General features: G+C 72.1%; 8 protein-coding genes and 2 pseudogenes. 4 read left to right on the forward strand and 6 right to left on the reverse strand.

Annotated elements, in window-relative coordinates:
- From OG709_RS16500 to OG709_RS16515, 4 genes are all read left to right on the forward strand, one after another.
- Positions 1-231: a hypothetical protein gene (locus OG709_RS16500; RefSeq protein WP_250300953.1), complete on the forward strand. Its 231-nt coding sequence runs from the start codon at positions 1-3 to the stop codon at positions 229-231.
- A 43-nt stretch (positions 232-274) separates the two neighbouring features.
- Complete coding sequence (locus OG709_RS16505) at positions 275-1,006, forward strand: response regulator transcription factor (protein WP_250300952.1); 732 nt, start codon at positions 275-277, stop codon at positions 1,004-1,006.
- Between the two features lie 2 nt (positions 1,007-1,008).
- Positions 1,009-2,541 (forward strand): HAMP domain-containing sensor histidine kinase, encoded by a 1,533-nt coding sequence (locus OG709_RS16510; protein ID WP_250301341.1) that lies wholly within the window; start codon positions 1,009-1,011, stop codon positions 2,539-2,541.
- 90 nt (positions 2,542-2,631) lie between these two features.
- Positions 2,632-3,519 (forward strand): aminoglycoside N(3)-acetyltransferase, encoded by an 888-nt coding sequence (locus OG709_RS16515; RefSeq protein ID WP_329166694.1) that lies wholly within the window; start codon positions 2,632-2,634, stop codon positions 3,517-3,519.
- Here OG709_RS16515 and OG709_RS16520 read toward each other — a convergent pair.
- From OG709_RS16520 to OG709_RS16545, 6 genes and pseudogenes are all read right to left on the reverse strand, one after another.
- Positions 3,495-4,742 carry a benzoate/H(+) symporter BenE family transporter gene (locus tag OG709_RS16520; protein ID WP_405685799.1) on the reverse strand — a complete coding sequence of 416 codons (1,248 nt, stop codon included), beginning with the start codon at positions 4,740-4,742 and terminating at the stop codon, positions 3,495-3,497. The genes OG709_RS16515 and OG709_RS16520 overlap by 25 nt on opposite strands.
- Before the next feature lie 79 nt (positions 4,743-4,821).
- Positions 4,822-5,877, reverse strand: a complete 1,056-nt coding sequence (locus tag OG709_RS16525) for a TolB family protein (protein WP_329166700.1) — start codon at positions 5,875-5,877, stop codon at positions 4,822-4,824.
- Positions 5,874-7,190, reverse strand: coding sequence for an MFS transporter (locus tag OG709_RS16530; protein ID WP_329166702.1), 1,317 nt, complete (start codon positions 7,188-7,190; stop codon positions 5,874-5,876). Before OG709_RS16530 ends, OG709_RS16525 begins: the two co-directional genes overlap by 4 nt.
- A gap of 179 nt (positions 7,191-7,369) precedes the next feature.
- Positions 7,370-8,155, reverse strand: a pseudogene (locus OG709_RS16535) (chitosanase); the annotation flags it as partial.
- Positions 8,156-8,275: 120 nt separating this feature from the next.
- Positions 8,276-9,601: pseudogene (locus tag OG709_RS16540) on the reverse strand (alkaline phosphatase family protein); the annotation flags it as partial.
- 554 nt (positions 9,602-10,155) lie between these two features.
- Positions 10,156-15,033: a DNA repair ATPase gene (locus OG709_RS16545; RefSeq protein ID WP_329166704.1), complete on the reverse strand. Its 4,878-nt coding sequence runs from the start codon at positions 15,031-15,033 to the stop codon at positions 10,156-10,158.
- Positions 15,034-15,055 lie beyond the last annotated feature (22 nt).

The raw sequence follows: 15,055 nt of genomic DNA on the forward strand, positions 1-15,055 counted from the left end.
GTGACCTCTGCCCTGCACAGCACCGCAGTCACCCTCACCGTCACCGTCAACCGAGCCAGGCACGCGCTGCTCACCTCCGTCTCCTGGGCCGACCCCGCGGACCTCGGTCTGCCCTTCGCGTTCGCCCGGTCGGAGGCCGAGCGGGCGGCGACGAGAGCACCCGAGGTGCGTACCGCAGTCCCCGCGAAGGGGCGTGCCGCACGCCGCAGCCGGTCGGCCGTGCGACGCTGAAGGCGCCCGCCACCGACCCCCGCGAACCGAGGACAGACAGCCGATGAGCCCCGCCGAAGACGGCCGCGACCAGCACCGCATCCTGATCGTCGACGACGAGCCCGCCGTACGCGAGGCTCTGCAGCGCAGCCTCGCCTTCGAGGGGTACGGGACGGAGGTCGCCGTCGACGGGCTCGACGCACTGGCCAAGGCCGTCCCGTACGCACCGGACCTCGTCGTCCTCGACATCCAGATGCCCCGCATGGACGGCCTGACCGCCGCCCGCAGGCTGCGCGCCTCGGGTTCCACGACCCCGATCCTGATGCTCACCGCCCGGGACACGGTGGGCGACCGGGTGACCGGACTCGACGCGGGCGCCGACGACTACCTGGTGAAGCCGTTCGAGCTGGACGAGCTGTTCGCCCGCATCCGCGCGCTGCTGCGGCGCAGTTCCTACGCGGCGGCTGCGGGCGACGTGCCCGACGACCAGGTGCTGGCCTTCGCCGATCTGCGGATGGACCTGTCGACGCGCGAAGTGGTGCGCGGGGGCCGCCGGGTGGAGCTGACCCGTACCGAATTCACCCTCCTGGAGATGTTCCTGGCGCACCCGCGGCAGGTGCTGACCCGGGAGCAGATCCTGAAGGCGGTGTGGGGCTTCGACTTCGAGCCGTCCTCCAACTCGCTGGACGTGTACGTGATGTACCTGCGCCGCAAGACGGAAGCGGGCGGCGAGCCGAGGCTGGTCCACACGGTGCGCGGCGTCGGATACGCGCTGCGGACCGGGAGCGCCGAGTGAGGCTGCCCCGCCCGCTGCGCTGGTTCCGCCGGCTGCCGCTGCGCTCCCGGCTGGCCCTGCTGACGGCCGCGGCCGTGGCGTTCGCGGTGGCCGTGGTCTCGGTGATCTGCTGGTTCCTGGTGGAGCAGAAGCTGTACGACGAGGTCGATTCGCAGCTCACCACCCAGCTGGTGAAGGGCGACGTCACGCTCAACGACGTGGTGGCGACCTTCCGGAACTGCTCCCCCCAGAACACCCCGGACAATCTGGCCGGGCAGCGGAACCCTTACTACCGGCAGATCGTCCAGGCCGACGGCACGACGTGCGCGCTCACCGACGCCGGAACGGTGCGGGTGAGCGGCAGCGATCTGCGGCTGGCCACGAACCCCACCGCGTCGCTGGAGGTGTACCGCGACGGCGTCAGCTCCGACGGCACCCCCGTCCGGGTCCTGACGGCCCCGCTGTACCTGCGTCCGGGCGTCCCCTTCCCGAACTTCGTCCAGACGGTCGCGTACCCCCTGAAGGACACCCGGAGCACCCTCAACGAGCTGGCCCTGCTGCTGCTCGGGGTCTCCGGCATCGGGGTCGTCGGTGCGGGGGCCGCCGGGCTCGGGATCGCGCGGGCCGGGCTCAAGCCGGTCGACGAACTCACCGAGGCCGTCGAGCACGTCGCGCGGACCGAGGACCTCACCGTCCGCATCCCGGTCGAGGGCGAGGACGAGATCGCGCGCCTCTCCCGCTCCTTCAACTCCATGACCGCCGCCCTCGGCGATTCCCGCGACCGCCAGGCGCAGCTCATCGCGGACGCCGGGCACGAACTCCGTACGCCCCTCACCTCGCTGCGCACCAACATCGAGCTCCTCGCCCGCAGCGAGCAGACCGGCCGGGCGATCCCGCCCGACGACCGCAAGGCCCTGATGACCTCCGTCAAGGCGCAAATGACCGAACTGGCCTCGCTCATCGGGGACTTGCAGGAACTCTCCCGCTCGGACTCCACCCACGCCCCGGACACGCTCGATGTCGTGGCGCTGCACGAGATCACCCGGGCCGCACTGGACCGGGCCCGGTTGCGCGGCCCCGAACTGACCATCACGGCCGAGCTGCAGCCCTGGTACGTAAGGGCCGAGCCCGCCGCGCTGGAGCGGGCCGTGGTCAATGTCCTGGACAACGCGGTGAAGTTCAGCCCGCCCGGCGGGAGCATCGAAGTGGCCCTGCACGCGGGGACGTTGACGGTACGGGACCACGGGCCCGGCATCCCGGCCGACGACCTCCCGCACGTCTTCGAGCGCTTCTGGCGCTCCCCCTCCGCCCGTTCGCTCCCCGGCTCCGGGCTGGGGCTCTCCATCGTGGCCCGTACGGTCCAGCAGTCGGGCGGCCGGATCGCCCTGGACCCGGCCGAGGGCGGCGGCACCGAGGCGAGCATCAGCATCCCGGGCGCCGCGACTCCGCCACCGCCCGCACCGCCGCAGGCACCGCCGGGGTCACCGATGGGGTCACCACCGCAGTCCCCACCGCAGTCCCCACCGCAGTCGCCACCGCAGTCGCCTTCGCGGTAACGGCCGCGCGTTGACGGCCGCTCGTTGACGGCCGCGGTGGCGCGGAAATCCGCTGGTGCGCCGGTTCCCGACCCGGCACACTCGGCGTTTATGCCGAAAGCCAGGCCGACCGGCCCCCTCTGTACCCGCGACTCGCTCGCCGCCGACCTGCGCACCGCGGGCCTGCGGCCCGGGGAGACCGTCCTCGTGCACTCCTCCCTGAGTGCCCTGGGCTGGGTGTGCGGCGGTGCCGAGACCGTCGTCCTGGCGCTGCTCGACGTGCTCGGCGAGGACGGGACCCTGGTCGTACCGGCGCACTCCGGCGGGAACTCGGACCCCGCGGAGTGGAGCAACCCGCCCGTACCCGAGGCCTGGCAGCCGCAGATCCGGGCGTCGCTGCCGGCCTACGATCCGCGCACCACGGCCACCCTCGGCGTCGGCGTGATACCGGAGGTGGTGCGGAACTGGCCGGGGGCCGTCCGCAGCGCCCACCCGCAGACCTCGTTCGCGGCCGTGGGCCCGCGCGCCACGCAGCTCACGGACGGCCACGCCCTGGACTGCCGGCTCGGTGAACACAGCCCCCTCGCCCGGCTGGAGGAGGCCGGTGCGCGGGTCCTGCTGCTGGGTGCGGGCTTCGATTCCTGTACGGCCTTCCACCTGGCCGAGTACCGGATCCCTGGTCAGCAGGTCGGCAACTCCTTCGCCGCCATGACCCCGGCGGGCCGTCGCTGGACCACCGTGCGCGACGTCCCGGTCAGCGACGACCGTTTCGACGAGCTGGGAGCCGCCTTCGAGCGGGAACGCCCGGTGGAACGCGGCACGGTGGGCGCCGCCGAGGCCCGGTTGTTCCCGCTGGCCGACGCGGTCGCGTACGCGGGGACCTGGCTGGCCGAACACCGAACACCGGCCGCGGTCCGCACCCGGCGCGGCGTGAGCGACGGGCCCGGTACGAGCGCCGGGCCCGGACTCCGCCGTCACACCCCTTGCTTCAGGTCCTGACCGGCGGGTACCGGGGCATCCTGTCGGGCGTCCCGCTCCCGGGCCTGCCCCCCTCCCGCCTCCGTACCGCGGTCCCGCCGCCCCGTACCCGTCTTCCGTACGACGAGCAGGGTCAGGACACCGGCGAGCAGCCCCCAGAACGTCGATCCGATGCCGAACAGGGTGATCCCGGAGGCGGTGGCCAGCAGGGTGACCACCGCGGGCTCGCGCAGGTCGGCGTCCGACAGCGCGGAGCCGAGTGCGCCGCCGATGGTGCCGAGCAGCCCGACGCCCGCGATGCCCATCACCAGTGCGCCGGGCATCGCGGTGAGGAGCCAGCCGACCGTGCCCCCGAAGACCCCGACGGCGAGGTAGAACACCCCGGCCCAGACGCTCGCCAGGTAGCGCTTGGTGCGGTCGGGGTGGGCCTCCTCCCCGGTGCAGATCGCCGCGGTGATCGCCGCCAGGTTCAGCCCGAAGCAGCCGAACGGGGCCAGTACGGCGTTCACGCAGCCGGTCCAGGTGAGCAACGGCGAGATGGGCGTGGCGTATCCGGCATTGCGCAGCACCGCGACACCCGGCAGGTTCTGCGAGGCCATCGTGACCACGAAGAGCGGCAGACCCACCCCGACCAGGACCTGCCAGGAGAACTCGGGACGCACGAACTCCGGGTGGGCCAAGGCGAGTTGGAAGTGGTCCAGTTTCCAGGAGCCCTGCCAGGCGGTGGCCGCGATACCGACGGCGAGGGCGGCGACGACCGCGTACCTCGGGAACCAGCGGCGGCCGGCCAGATAGGCGAGGAAGAGGGGCACGGTGATGGTGGCGTTCTTCTGCATCTCGCCGAACAGGCCGGTCCCGAACTGGATGAGGACCCCGGCCAGCAGCGCGGACGCGAGCGGCACCGGGATCCGGTTCATGACCCGCTCGAACCAGCCGGTGACCCCGCTGACCACGATCAGGACCGCCGAGAGCAGGAACGCTCCGACCGCCTCCGCCATGGACACCCCGTGCAACCCGGTGACCAGGAGCGCGGCGCCGGGCGTGGACCAGGCCGTGACCACGGGCGCCCGGTAGCGGAGCGACAGTCCGATGCAGGTGACACCCATCCCGATGCCCAACGCGAGGACCCAGGACCCGAGTTCACCGGTGGTCGCGCCCGCGGTTCTGGCGGCCGTGAAGACGATGGCGACGGAACTCGTGACGCCGATGAGTGTGGCGAGGAACCCGGCCGATACGGCGGTCACGGGTGCGAAAGATCGTAGGTGTTCTCTGATGACGGCCATGTGCAGTCGCTGTCCCCGTGGTCGTGGCGGACCGACCACGCTACCGGCCGGCGGTCAGCACCGCCGGAGAGGTCGCATCGTGGATGAGGACATGCGGTGTTCCGGTGCCGTCGGACGGCACCGCCCATACGTCCCAGCCGCTGCCGGAGCCGCGCGCCCTGCCGTACATCACCGTGTGCCCGTCGAGCCAGGCCGCCTGGTCGTCGATGCTGTGGACCTCGGCGAGCGGGGTCTCCTCCATCGTCGCGAGGTCCAGGACGTACAGCCGCCAGGGTCGGTTGGCGCTGGCGTTGACGCGCTTCTTGAACACGATGCGGGTGCCGTCGGGCGACAGGGACGGGCATTCGGCGTTGGTCCGCAGGGTGCGCGCCGTCCACTTCCGGTAGTCGCCCTCGACCAGGTAGGTGCGGCCCCCGGTGCGTACGGTCGCGTAGAAGGTGTTGTCGTCGGCGGCGAAATTGACGCCCCAGTAGTTCACGTCCGCCGCGTGGTACGGCTTGCCTTCGAGCGTCAGCGGGATCCCCTCGACGTTGCTGACGAGCTTGCCGGTCCTGGTGTCCAGGATCGAGGTACGGGTGGAGAAGTCGTCGCGGAGGTACGAGTCGCCCTGGACGAAGGTCGTCCAGGACAGCATCGCGCCACTCGCGGAGACCCGTGCCCGGTTGGGGAAGCCCGCGGCCTTGACCTGGCGGGTCTGCCGCATGCCGCGGTCGAGGACGCCGACGTACGTCGCGGGCACCGGCCCGCCGCGCTGGAGGCAGAGGCCGGTGCCGTGCGCGGCGTACAGCCGGTCGCAGCGCGTCGGACCGTCCGTGCGGGGGCCGCCGGGACGGGTGGTGGGCACGGTCGCCGCGTGGCCGAAACCGGCGCCGTGCGCGGTGTCGCGGAACAGGATCCGGCCCGGGGCGTCCAGGGCGATGTGACCGGTCGGCCCGGCGGCGGCGTCGCCCCGCGAGTGCAGGACGTACCCGGTGACGGTGGTGGCGAGGACGAGGGCGGTCACCACCAGGACCAGCGCCTTGGTCCGCGTGCTCAGGCCGGTGTCTCCGCCGCGGCCCGTGTCGGTACTCGTGCCTCGCTGCTCTTCTGCACTCATGCCTCGCTGCTTTCTTCGCGTAGCGGGAGGATCCACAGCGCCGCCAGGATCGCCGTCACCAGGGCGACCAGTGCCAGGGCGAGCGCCGTGTGCAGGCCCCAGAGGGTCCAGGCCGCGCCGAACAGTACGGAGGAGCCCAGCATGGCGACGGACTGGCCCGTCTGGATCAGGGCCATCCCGCTCGCGCGCAGCTGCGCCGGCAGCATCGGCCCGACGGCCGCCATCAGCACTCCGTCGGTGGCCGCGTAGAACAGCCCGTGCAGGATCAGCGTGACGATCAGCAGCCCCGCCCCGCCGAACGGACCGAACAGCAGCAGGTAGGCGCCGAGCAGCACGACATAGCCGCCGATGAACACCCGCAACCTGCCGAGCCGGTCGGCAAGTTGACCGAACGGGACCGCGAGCAGCAGATACGTCGCGGTGGTGCCCAGCGGCAGCAGCGGGAAGTACTCCACGGAGATGTCCAGCCGCTGCTGGAGCAGCAGGTAGACGAACGAGTCGCTCAGCGCCACCGTGCCGAGCAGGGCCGCGCCGATGCAGACCCGGCGGAACCGGGGCAGCAGCAGGAGCCGCAGCGCGGCGCGGGCGGACGCGCCGTGCGGGGTGTCCATGGGCCGGCGCCGGTCGCGGACCGTCAGGGCCAGGATCACCACCGCGAAGGCCGCGATGCAGAAGCTCGCGACGAACACGGTGTCGTACCGGTCCGGGTTCGCGAGCAGCAGCCCGAAGGCCACCAGGGGGCCGAGGAAAGCGCCGGTGGTGTCCAGCGCCCTGTGTATCCCGAAGGAACGGCCCAGGGTTTCCGGGGTGCTGCTCAGGGAGATCAGCGCGTCCCGGGGACCGGTGCGCAGGCCCTTGCCCGTACGGTCGGCGGCGATCACCGCGCCCAGTACGGGGACGGAGGAACCGGCGGCGAACAGGCCCAGCTTGCAGAGCGCGGAGAGGGCGTAGCCGCTGCCCGCGACGAGCTTCCGCCGCTGCCAGCGGTCCGCCGCGTGCCCTCCGGCGAGGCGTACGAGGGCGGTGACCCCGAAGTACATGCCGTTGAGGGCGCCGAACTGGAGGGGGCTCAGGCCGAGCGTGAAGATCACGTACATCGGCAGGACCGCGGTGATCATCTCCGAGGAGATGTCGGTGATCAGGCTGACCGAGCCGAGGGCCAGCACATTGGGTGCGACGGCGGCCCGTTTCCCGGGGGTTGCCGGGGTTTCGGTCGCTGTCTCCCCCGCCACGGCCGGTTCGGTGCCGTCGGCGGAATCAGTGGAATCGGTGGAGCCGGGCGTCGGGGTGGACCGGCTCGACGCGATGTACATGGCTGTCCTCCCTGTCGGGAACCGCAGGTGTGACGTGGGGCCAGGCGTGACGTGGGGCCAGGGGTGAGCCTGCCGGTCGGCACGCCATGAGCGGTGTGTGCCGACCGGCAGGGGTCAGGGTGTTCCGTCCGGATCGGGCCGGTCGGCGAACGACCGGCCCGGCCCGGTGGATGGCACCGTCACTCCGGGATCGTGTACGGGTCCCCGTACGTCTTCCAGGACAGCGGCGGGTTCAGGCCGAGGTTGCCGTTGTCGAGGAAGACCCGCTGCTCCGTGTCGACCCGGCTGGTGTCGTCGTGCGCGGCCTCGGTGAGCATCGCGGCCTTGCGGGCGTCCAGGAAGGCGTTGAGGTACGTCGTCTCGTCGCCGCCCTGGGCCGGGGTGCGGGCGTGCTGCATGGCCGTGGCGCGGATCCCGCCGAAGCTGACCGGATCCGAACCCGGACCGTGCATCACGATCGCGTCGTAGTAGGCGAACTGGCCGAGCGCGCCCAGTCCGTCCTGCTTCGCCTGGTCCACCGAGGGGGTGAAGTAGACCCGGTCCCGCTCGTCGTTCTGGGCCTGCTGGAAGACCGGATCGGCCGCCGCGGTGTGCCAGGCGGAGACGAAGCCGGATCCCAGACCGGTGTGCGAGTCGCTGCCGTTGACCTTGCGCAGCGCGGGCAGGTAGGAGGCGAGAGGGTTGCCCGGCTCGCGCTGGGTGTACAGCTCTACGAGGTCGAGCAGGTCACCGGTGCCCGAGCAGAATCCGACGATCCCGGCCGTGTAGCCGCGGCCGTCCCCGATGTCCTCGATGTAGGTGTACTGCGCCTTCCAGTCGAGCGAGGAGTTCTCCGCGCTGGAGACCAGCTCCATCGCGATCTCCTTCTTCTTCGGGTCGGTCAGGTCACCCGTCGAAGCTGCGCCCGCCGAAGCTGCGCCCGCCGAAGCTGCGCCCGCCGAAGCGGAGAGCGCAGCGGCCTTCGGGCCGGCCGCAGCAGGGTGCGCGGCGCCGGTCGCGGGAGCCTTGCCGTAGACCTCGAAGTTGTAGAGCGAGTACCCGTAGGAGGTCCCCCTCTTCGTGGCGTTCATCCGCACGTACCGGCCGTGGCCGGTCACCGTCAGGTCGTCGGTTCCGCCGTTGCCGCTGGTGGTGGAGTAGACGGTCTTCCAGGTGCTGCCGTCGTCGGAGGTCTGGACGGTGTACGCCTTGCCGTACGCCGACTCCCAGTCCAGCTTGACCCGGCTGATGTCGGTGGAGGAGCCCAGATCCACCGAGATCCACTGGGCGTCGGAGCCCTCCTTGCTGCCCCAGCGGGTGGCCGGATCCCCGTCCACCGCCTTGTCCGCGCCCAGTGAACTGCTCTCCGTGGACGAGGACGTGGCCGGATGCTTCTGGGCGAGGTCGCCGCCGTCCGTCGGCGGCGTGACCCCGGTGTCCCAGATGTCGGTGATGGGCTTCGCCGACGCGGCCTTCTCCAGCGGCGGCAGGGCGTACATGTCCTCCAGCGTGCGGAGCATGGAGTAGTGGTCGTAGCGGGCCGACGACTTGGTGCCCGCCTTCACGTGGTCACCGACGATCATGGTGGCGATCTGGTTGTCGGAGTCGTCGCCGTCGTCCTCGTCCCAGGTCAGCATGAGGGCGCTGTTGTGCGTCTTGGCCCACTGGACGTAGCCGTCCAGGTGGCTCTTCAGCCAGGTGTCGCCCTGCTTGACGCTTCCGTCGTGCATGTCGTTGTCCAGGTTCGGCGTCATGAAGGACACCGTGGGCAACTTGCTGTAGTCGGAAGGGAACTTGTCGAGTCCCAGGTTGGAGCTGGCCGGGGTGTTCGCGAAGTCCACCCATCCGTTGTGCTTGCGGGCGTACCCGCTGCTGCCGTCGTCCCCGCAGTCCTTCGAGCCCGCGGACGGCAGGTCCTCGGAGTAGCCGATGAAGCTCTTCCCGCTGCCGATCAGCTGGTGGCCGAGGTTGTCCGCGTTGAAGTCGTGCGGGCAGTCGTCGTCGGCGACGCCGTGCGTGGACCCGGAGTAGAGCGCCACGTAGTTGCCCTGGCTGGGGTGCGTCGTGCCGTGGAAGTCGGAGAACGCGGCCCCTTGCTTGGCAAGGGAGTTGATGTACGGCGCGTCCTTGCTGCCGACGATGTCGTCGTAGAACTTGTTCTCCTCCATGAGCACGACGACGTGGTCGTACTGGGGGATCCCGGAGGCGGTCACCGTGAGGGGCTTCGCCACGGGCGCGGATTCGCCCCCGGCCGAGGCCGAGGCGGCCGAGCCGGCCAGCCCGAGCAGGCTCAGTGCGGCAGCGGTTCCGGCTGCCACGAGGGCGTGCCGGGTGCGTCGGGAGGGTCGATTTCCGGCCGGGATCGGACCGGCCGGGGTGCCGGACGGATCGTGGGTGCGGCGTGCGCGCATGGCGGGGTAAGGACGCGTCATACGGATCTCCTTGACGGGCGGTCGCCGTCGGTTCGGCAGACGTGAGCGGTACCTGAGTGGGGGGCCTGAGCGCCTGCGGACATCCGGATGCTCTCGGGCATACCGCAGGTGTCAGCGTTGCCTTGGTGCCACGCGGCAGCGCGGTGCCACCGTGCGCACAAGCGGCATCGGGCCGCGGGCAGCCGGGTCAGAGTCAACTGAGCGCGTCGGGTTGCGGAACCTCCGCGCCAGGCCGCTGACGGAGATTCCTACCCGTCCCCTCGACGGCCTGTCAACCGTTTCGCACGTGCGGTCGGACGGTCCCAGCTCTTGACTGAGCATCGACAGACCGCTAGAGATATGAACCGTAAGGAAACTTAACTAACAGTGGGCGAACCAGTGGGCGGATCGGGGTCGGCGATGACGGAGAACAGCCCCAACAGCACGTACTCGCAGGCCAGTTGGGGAGCGTACCCAGCGACCGGCCAGGGCACGCCCCCGCAGATCCACCCCGGCACACCCCCGCGGATCCACCGGGTGCCGCGCCCCCGATCCGGCCGGGGCGGCACCTGCCCTCAGTCCGGCCGGCCCGCCCGGGTGATCGCCGTCTCGACCGCCGCGATCCGGTCCGCCAGCAGCCCCAGCGCCGCCACCGCGCGGGGCAGCGGGTCGCCGTCGGCGCCGCCCAGCGTCCTGGCCCGTACGTCCGCCGCCTTGACCTCCGACCAGCGGACGGCCTGCGCTTCCGTCAACGTGCCCCGCAGCTCGGCGAGTTTCAGCAGATTCGACTCCGCGCCACTGGTCAGGGTCTGGGCCTCACCCGCGTAGTGGTCGTCCACCACCGCCGCCAGCTCGGCCGCGTTCATCACGGGGTCGATGCGCGCCGCGATCTTGTTCATGTTGCGGTACGAGCCCTGGAGCTGGAACGGCGGCTCGGTACGTGCGGCGTCGGACTGCGCGGCCGAAGCGATGTACGCGGCGTTCACCGCCAGCACCGTGGCGCGAGCCGTCAGCAGGTGCCGCAGCACCGCCACGACACGGTCCAACTCGGCTGCCGCATACGGGTGTTGCAAGCGGTCGCGACGCGCGGTCGGGTCGTCCGAAGCCAGCCGTACGAGCAGCCCGAGGTCGTCCCGGTCCCGTCCGGCGAGCGGGGCCAGCACCGGGTTGGCGGTGAGGGCGTTCTCGACGAAGCTCAGCGCGAAGACGTCCTCCTTGCCGGTCAGCACCTCGCCGAGGTTCCAGACGTCGGCGCGGTTCGCGAGCATGTCCGGGAGCCGGAAGCGCTGCCCGGACTCGGTGTACGGATTGCCCGCCATGCAGACCGCGAACCGCTTGCCCCGCAGGTCGTACGTCCGCGCCACCCCGTCCCTGACCCCCTCCATCCGGCGCTGGGCGTCGCACAGCGAGATGAACTTCTGGAGCAGTTCCGGCGAGGTGTGCTGGATGTCGTCCAGGTACAGCAGGGTGTTGTTGCCCGCCTCCAGCGCGAAGTTGATCTTCTCGACCTCCTGGCGGGCCGTGGCGTCCGGGGCCTGCGCCGGGTCGAGCGAGGTGACGCCGTGGCCGAGCGACGGGCCGTCGACCTTGACCAGGACCAGGCCGAGCCGGTCGGCCACGTACTCCATGAGGGTCGTCTTGCCGTAGCCGGGCGGGGAGATCAGCAGCAGCAGGCCGTTGCTGTCGGTGCGCCTGGTGTCCCCCGCGGTGCCGATCTGCTTGGCGAGGTTGTCGCCGATCAGCGGGAGGTACACCTCGTCGATGAGCCGGTTGCGCACGAAGGAGGACATGACGCGCGGGCGGTGGTCCGCCAGCCGCAGCCGGGTGCGCTCGGCGGCCACCAGGGCGGTGCGCTGCCGCTGGTACGCCCGGAAGCCGGGCACCTCCACCCGGTGGAACCCGTCCACCCGGGCCAGGAGTTCATCGATCCGCACGGTGAGGCTCCGGCGCTCGACGCGGGGATGCGCGCCGAGCAGCCCGTCCACGGTCTCGGACAGCGGCGCGTCCGATTCGTAGCGGGGCAGTCCGGGGCAGAGCTCCACGGCGACGGCCTCCGCGAGTTCGCCCGGCCGGGTGTCCCGGGCTCCCGACGAGACGGTGTAGGCGTCCAGCCAGTTCTCCACCAGTTGACGGCGTGCGGGCAGGTCCTCGTCGAGTCCGGCCAGGTCGTCGTCGTACGCCGACGTACCCACCGCCCGGCGGAACTTGTCGAGCAGGGTACGGGCGGAGCCGTGCGTGACGAAGCCGTCGGGGCCGCCGGTCAGCTCCTCGAAGAGGTACGCGGCGGCGCCGTCCGCGTCCGGTCCGGTGATCACCCCGGCCAGCTCCGCGCACCAGTCCGCGATGGCGGGCGCCAGGCCGAAGGTCTCCCGGGCGCGCGCCATGGACACCGCCCGGCGGGTCCAGGTCCGCCGGGCCGCGTCCGTCGTGGAGTGCGCCCAGAACAGCTGGGCGGCGGCGCGGGCCCCCGGCGGGAAGCGGAGCAGACCGGCTCCGGCGTGCAGCCTCAGCAGCGCGCCGAGGATCAGGGTGGCGTCGTGGTCGTGCACCCCGCGTTCGTACCCCTCGTCGTACGCCTCCTCCGCCGCCTTCCGTACCAGCGTGGGCAGATCATCGGCGTCGGCGAGCGCCTCGGCGCCGTGCTCGGCGAGCAGCCGGGCCGCCAGGTACTCGGCGCGGTAGAGCTGCGGCGACTCGGAGGGCAGCGTCCGGCCCCAGTACGCGCGGTGCGCGGCGAACTCCGGGTCGGTGACCGGGGAGCGGTAGTCGGTGCCGGTGAGCGCGAAGGCGAGACCGTCGCCGCCCGAACCGTCGGAGCCGCCGTACGGGACCAGGGTCAGGTCCAGCGGCTGGGAGTTGACCGCGAACCGGTGCCGGCCGAGGCGGATGATGCCGCCGCCGTCCGCGTACAGATCGGTCCGGTCGCGCAGTGCGCGGACCGCCTCCTGGCGGGCGGCCTTGAGCCGGCCCGCCAGCTCCTCCGCCCGTACCCGGTCGCCCAGTTCGCGCAGTTCCTCCGTGGTGCGGGTCACCTTGGCGACCAGCGGGTCGGAGGCGAAGAAGGTACTGATCGCGTCGGCCGAGGCGAGGGACGTCACCCGGCGCGCGAGGGTGTCGAGCACCCGGCCCGCCGAGGCCCCCAGCCGCTCGGCGCGGCGGGCGCGCGCGTCCTGGAGGGTCTGCTTGCGGGCCGAGAACGCCTCGTACACCTCCGTCCGCCGGGCGCCCAGCTCGGTCAGGAAGCCGTCGTTCTCGGCGAACCGCGACTCCAGGTCCTCCACCCGCAGCAGCAGCCCGGCCAACTGGTCATCGCAGGCCTCGGGGGTGTCGGCCACGGCCAGCGCACCGGTGACCGACTGCCCCAACAGGGCGCACTCGGCGGCGAATTCGGCCCGTCCCTCGTGGTCGAGGAGCTCCCGGCGGCGGGCGTCGAGCGTGGCGCGGGCGCGGTTGACGGAGCCGACCACCTCGGCGATCCGCTCCAGTACCGAGGTACGGACCGTGGCGTCGCCGATGTCCAGCCCGGCGACCACCTCGGCGACGGTACGCAGCCCCTCGGCCAGCTCGTCCAGCCGCCCGGCGACCGGCCCGGCCTCCGCGACCGTCGCGATGGCCTCGGCGTCGGCGGTGAGCTGCGCGGTGTCGGCGTGGTAGCCGGTGAAGGCGTCGTCGCGCCCCAGGTGACCGACGGCGCGCTGCGCGAAGGAGTCGATGTCCGCCGCCACGTCGCCCGCGAGCGAGTCGATGCGGGCGGTGTCGGCGTACCGCTGCTCCTTCAAGGTCAGCAAGTGGCCGTGCGCGCGCCGGAGTTCGGTCAGCCGGGTGATCCACTCGGCGGCCGTGCGCGGCGCCTCGCCACGGATCCGGCGGACCAGTGTGGCGATCTCCGAGGCCGAGTCGGCGAGCGCCTCGGCGGCCTGCCGGGTCAGGGTCTGTACGGTCTCGAACTCTGCCAGCACCTGCTCGGCGGTGGTACGCAGCCCGTCCAGCGGCGCCCGCAGATCGCCGACTTCCGGGTCGCCCAGCCAGTGGTAGGCGTCGGCGGCCCGCACCCCGGCCGCCAGCAGCGTCCGGTACCCGGCGGTGGTGGGCGCCGCGGTCTCGGTGACGGCGCGGGCCAGCGACAGGCAGTCGGAGATGCCGCGCACCAGGTCCGCGTTGCCGATCCGGGACAGGACCCCCTCGCCGGCCGGGGTGGCGTCGGCGTAGGTGTCGGAGACGTACGGCGAACGCCAGAGCTGGAGCGGGTGCACCCGGGCCGGTTCCTCCGACCCGGCGCGCAGCACGACGAGGGTGCCGTCGTCGAAGAGCGCGTACCCCCGGCAGAAGAGCGGGGATTCGGTCTCCTTGCGGATCAGGTTGTACGGCAGGAGCAGGGTGCGGCCCTCGGCGCGGGCGTGGAAGACGTACAGCACGTCCTCGCCGTTCGGGGACCGCAGCACCCGCTCGAACTCCAGGCCCGTGGTGTCCAGGTCGAAGGTCTTGTACGCGCCGGTGGCGAGGCAGTAGCCACCGGGGAAGACGATGCCCTGGTCCTCGGGGAGGCTGCGGCAGGCCTGCCCGATGCCGTCGAGGCGGACCACGGTGCCGGTGACGGTGTTGAACACCAGGTGACGGCGGTGCTCCTCCTTGTACGGGCGCACCCGCAGCAGGAGCAGGGCGCCCACGCGGGCGTACTCCACCTCGGCGTCGGCGAGGGACTGCAGCGGCTCGTCGACCGGCTCGGACCAGATCCCGTCGGCCGACTCGGTGTCGTCCTCGGCCTTGACGGTGAGCGCCCCGCCGACCGTCGTGACGTAGATGTCCCCCGGCAGCGCGATGTGCGGGTGGCGGCCCAGGATGTGGTCCTGGCGGGTGGTGGGGGTCCACGCGAAGTCGTGGGACGGCGGGAAGACGTGGTCGCGGTCGCCGCGCGCGTCCAGGTACGCGGCGCTGCCGTCGGCGGCGAGCGCCCAGCGCAGCACCCGGATGTCGTCGGCGGTCTCCCCGGTGCGGAAGACGGCGAGCAGCTTCCCGTCGAGGTGCCGCAGCTGGAGCAGCCGGGCATCGCGGTAGTAGCGGTGCAGCTCCGCGAACTCCCGCAGGAACGCCGGGTCGTCGAGCAGCCCGGGGACCGCGTCGGCGGCGAGCGGGGCGAGCGCGGTGTCGTGCAGCGCGAGGACATCGGCGACCTCGACGGTACGGGTCGGGCCCGGCTCGACCTGGTGGCCGACGAGGAGCCTGTCCCCCACGGAGACGAGGTCGCGGGGGACGCAGGGGTGCGGCGTCCGCAGGTGCGCGGTGCCGGTGAGGGCCAGCTCCATCGAGCCGAAGGTCTCGATCCGGCGGGCGTTGAGGCCGGTGGCCCGCCGGGCCAGCTCCGCCGCGTGCGCGCCCAGGCGGTCGCGGAGCACCTCGTAGGTACCGGCGTCCATGTCGGGGGCGGCGGTCGGCTCGGCGGGCGTGGTGGTCATCGGATTACAGCTCCCTGCGGGT

The organism is Streptomyces sp. NBC_01267 (assembly GCF_036241575.1).
Classification (GTDB): domain Bacteria; phylum Actinomycetota; class Actinomycetes; order Streptomycetales; family Streptomycetaceae; genus Streptomyces.

What these genes read in the sequence shown, in the direction of transcription:
- OG709_RS16505 (WP_250300952.1), top strand. Translation starts at nt 275, where the DNA reads ATGAGCCCCGCCGAAGACGGCCGCGACCAGCACCGCATCCTGATCGTC.
- OG709_RS16515 (WP_329166694.1), top strand. Translation starts at nt 2,632, where the DNA reads ATGCCGAAAGCCAGGCCGACCGGCCCCCTCTGTACCCGCGACTCGCTC.
- OG709_RS16525 (WP_329166700.1), bottom strand. Translation starts at nt 5,877, where the DNA reads ATGAGTGCAGAAGAGCAGCGAGGCACGAGTACCGACACGGGCCGCGGC.
- OG709_RS16530 (WP_329166702.1), bottom strand. Translation starts at nt 7,190, where the DNA reads ATGTACATCGCGTCGAGCCGGTCCACCCCGACGCCCGGCTCCACCGAT.
- OG709_RS16545 (WP_329166704.1), bottom strand. Translation starts at nt 15,033, where the DNA reads ATGACCACCACGCCCGCCGAGCCGACCGCCGCCCCCGACATGGACGCC.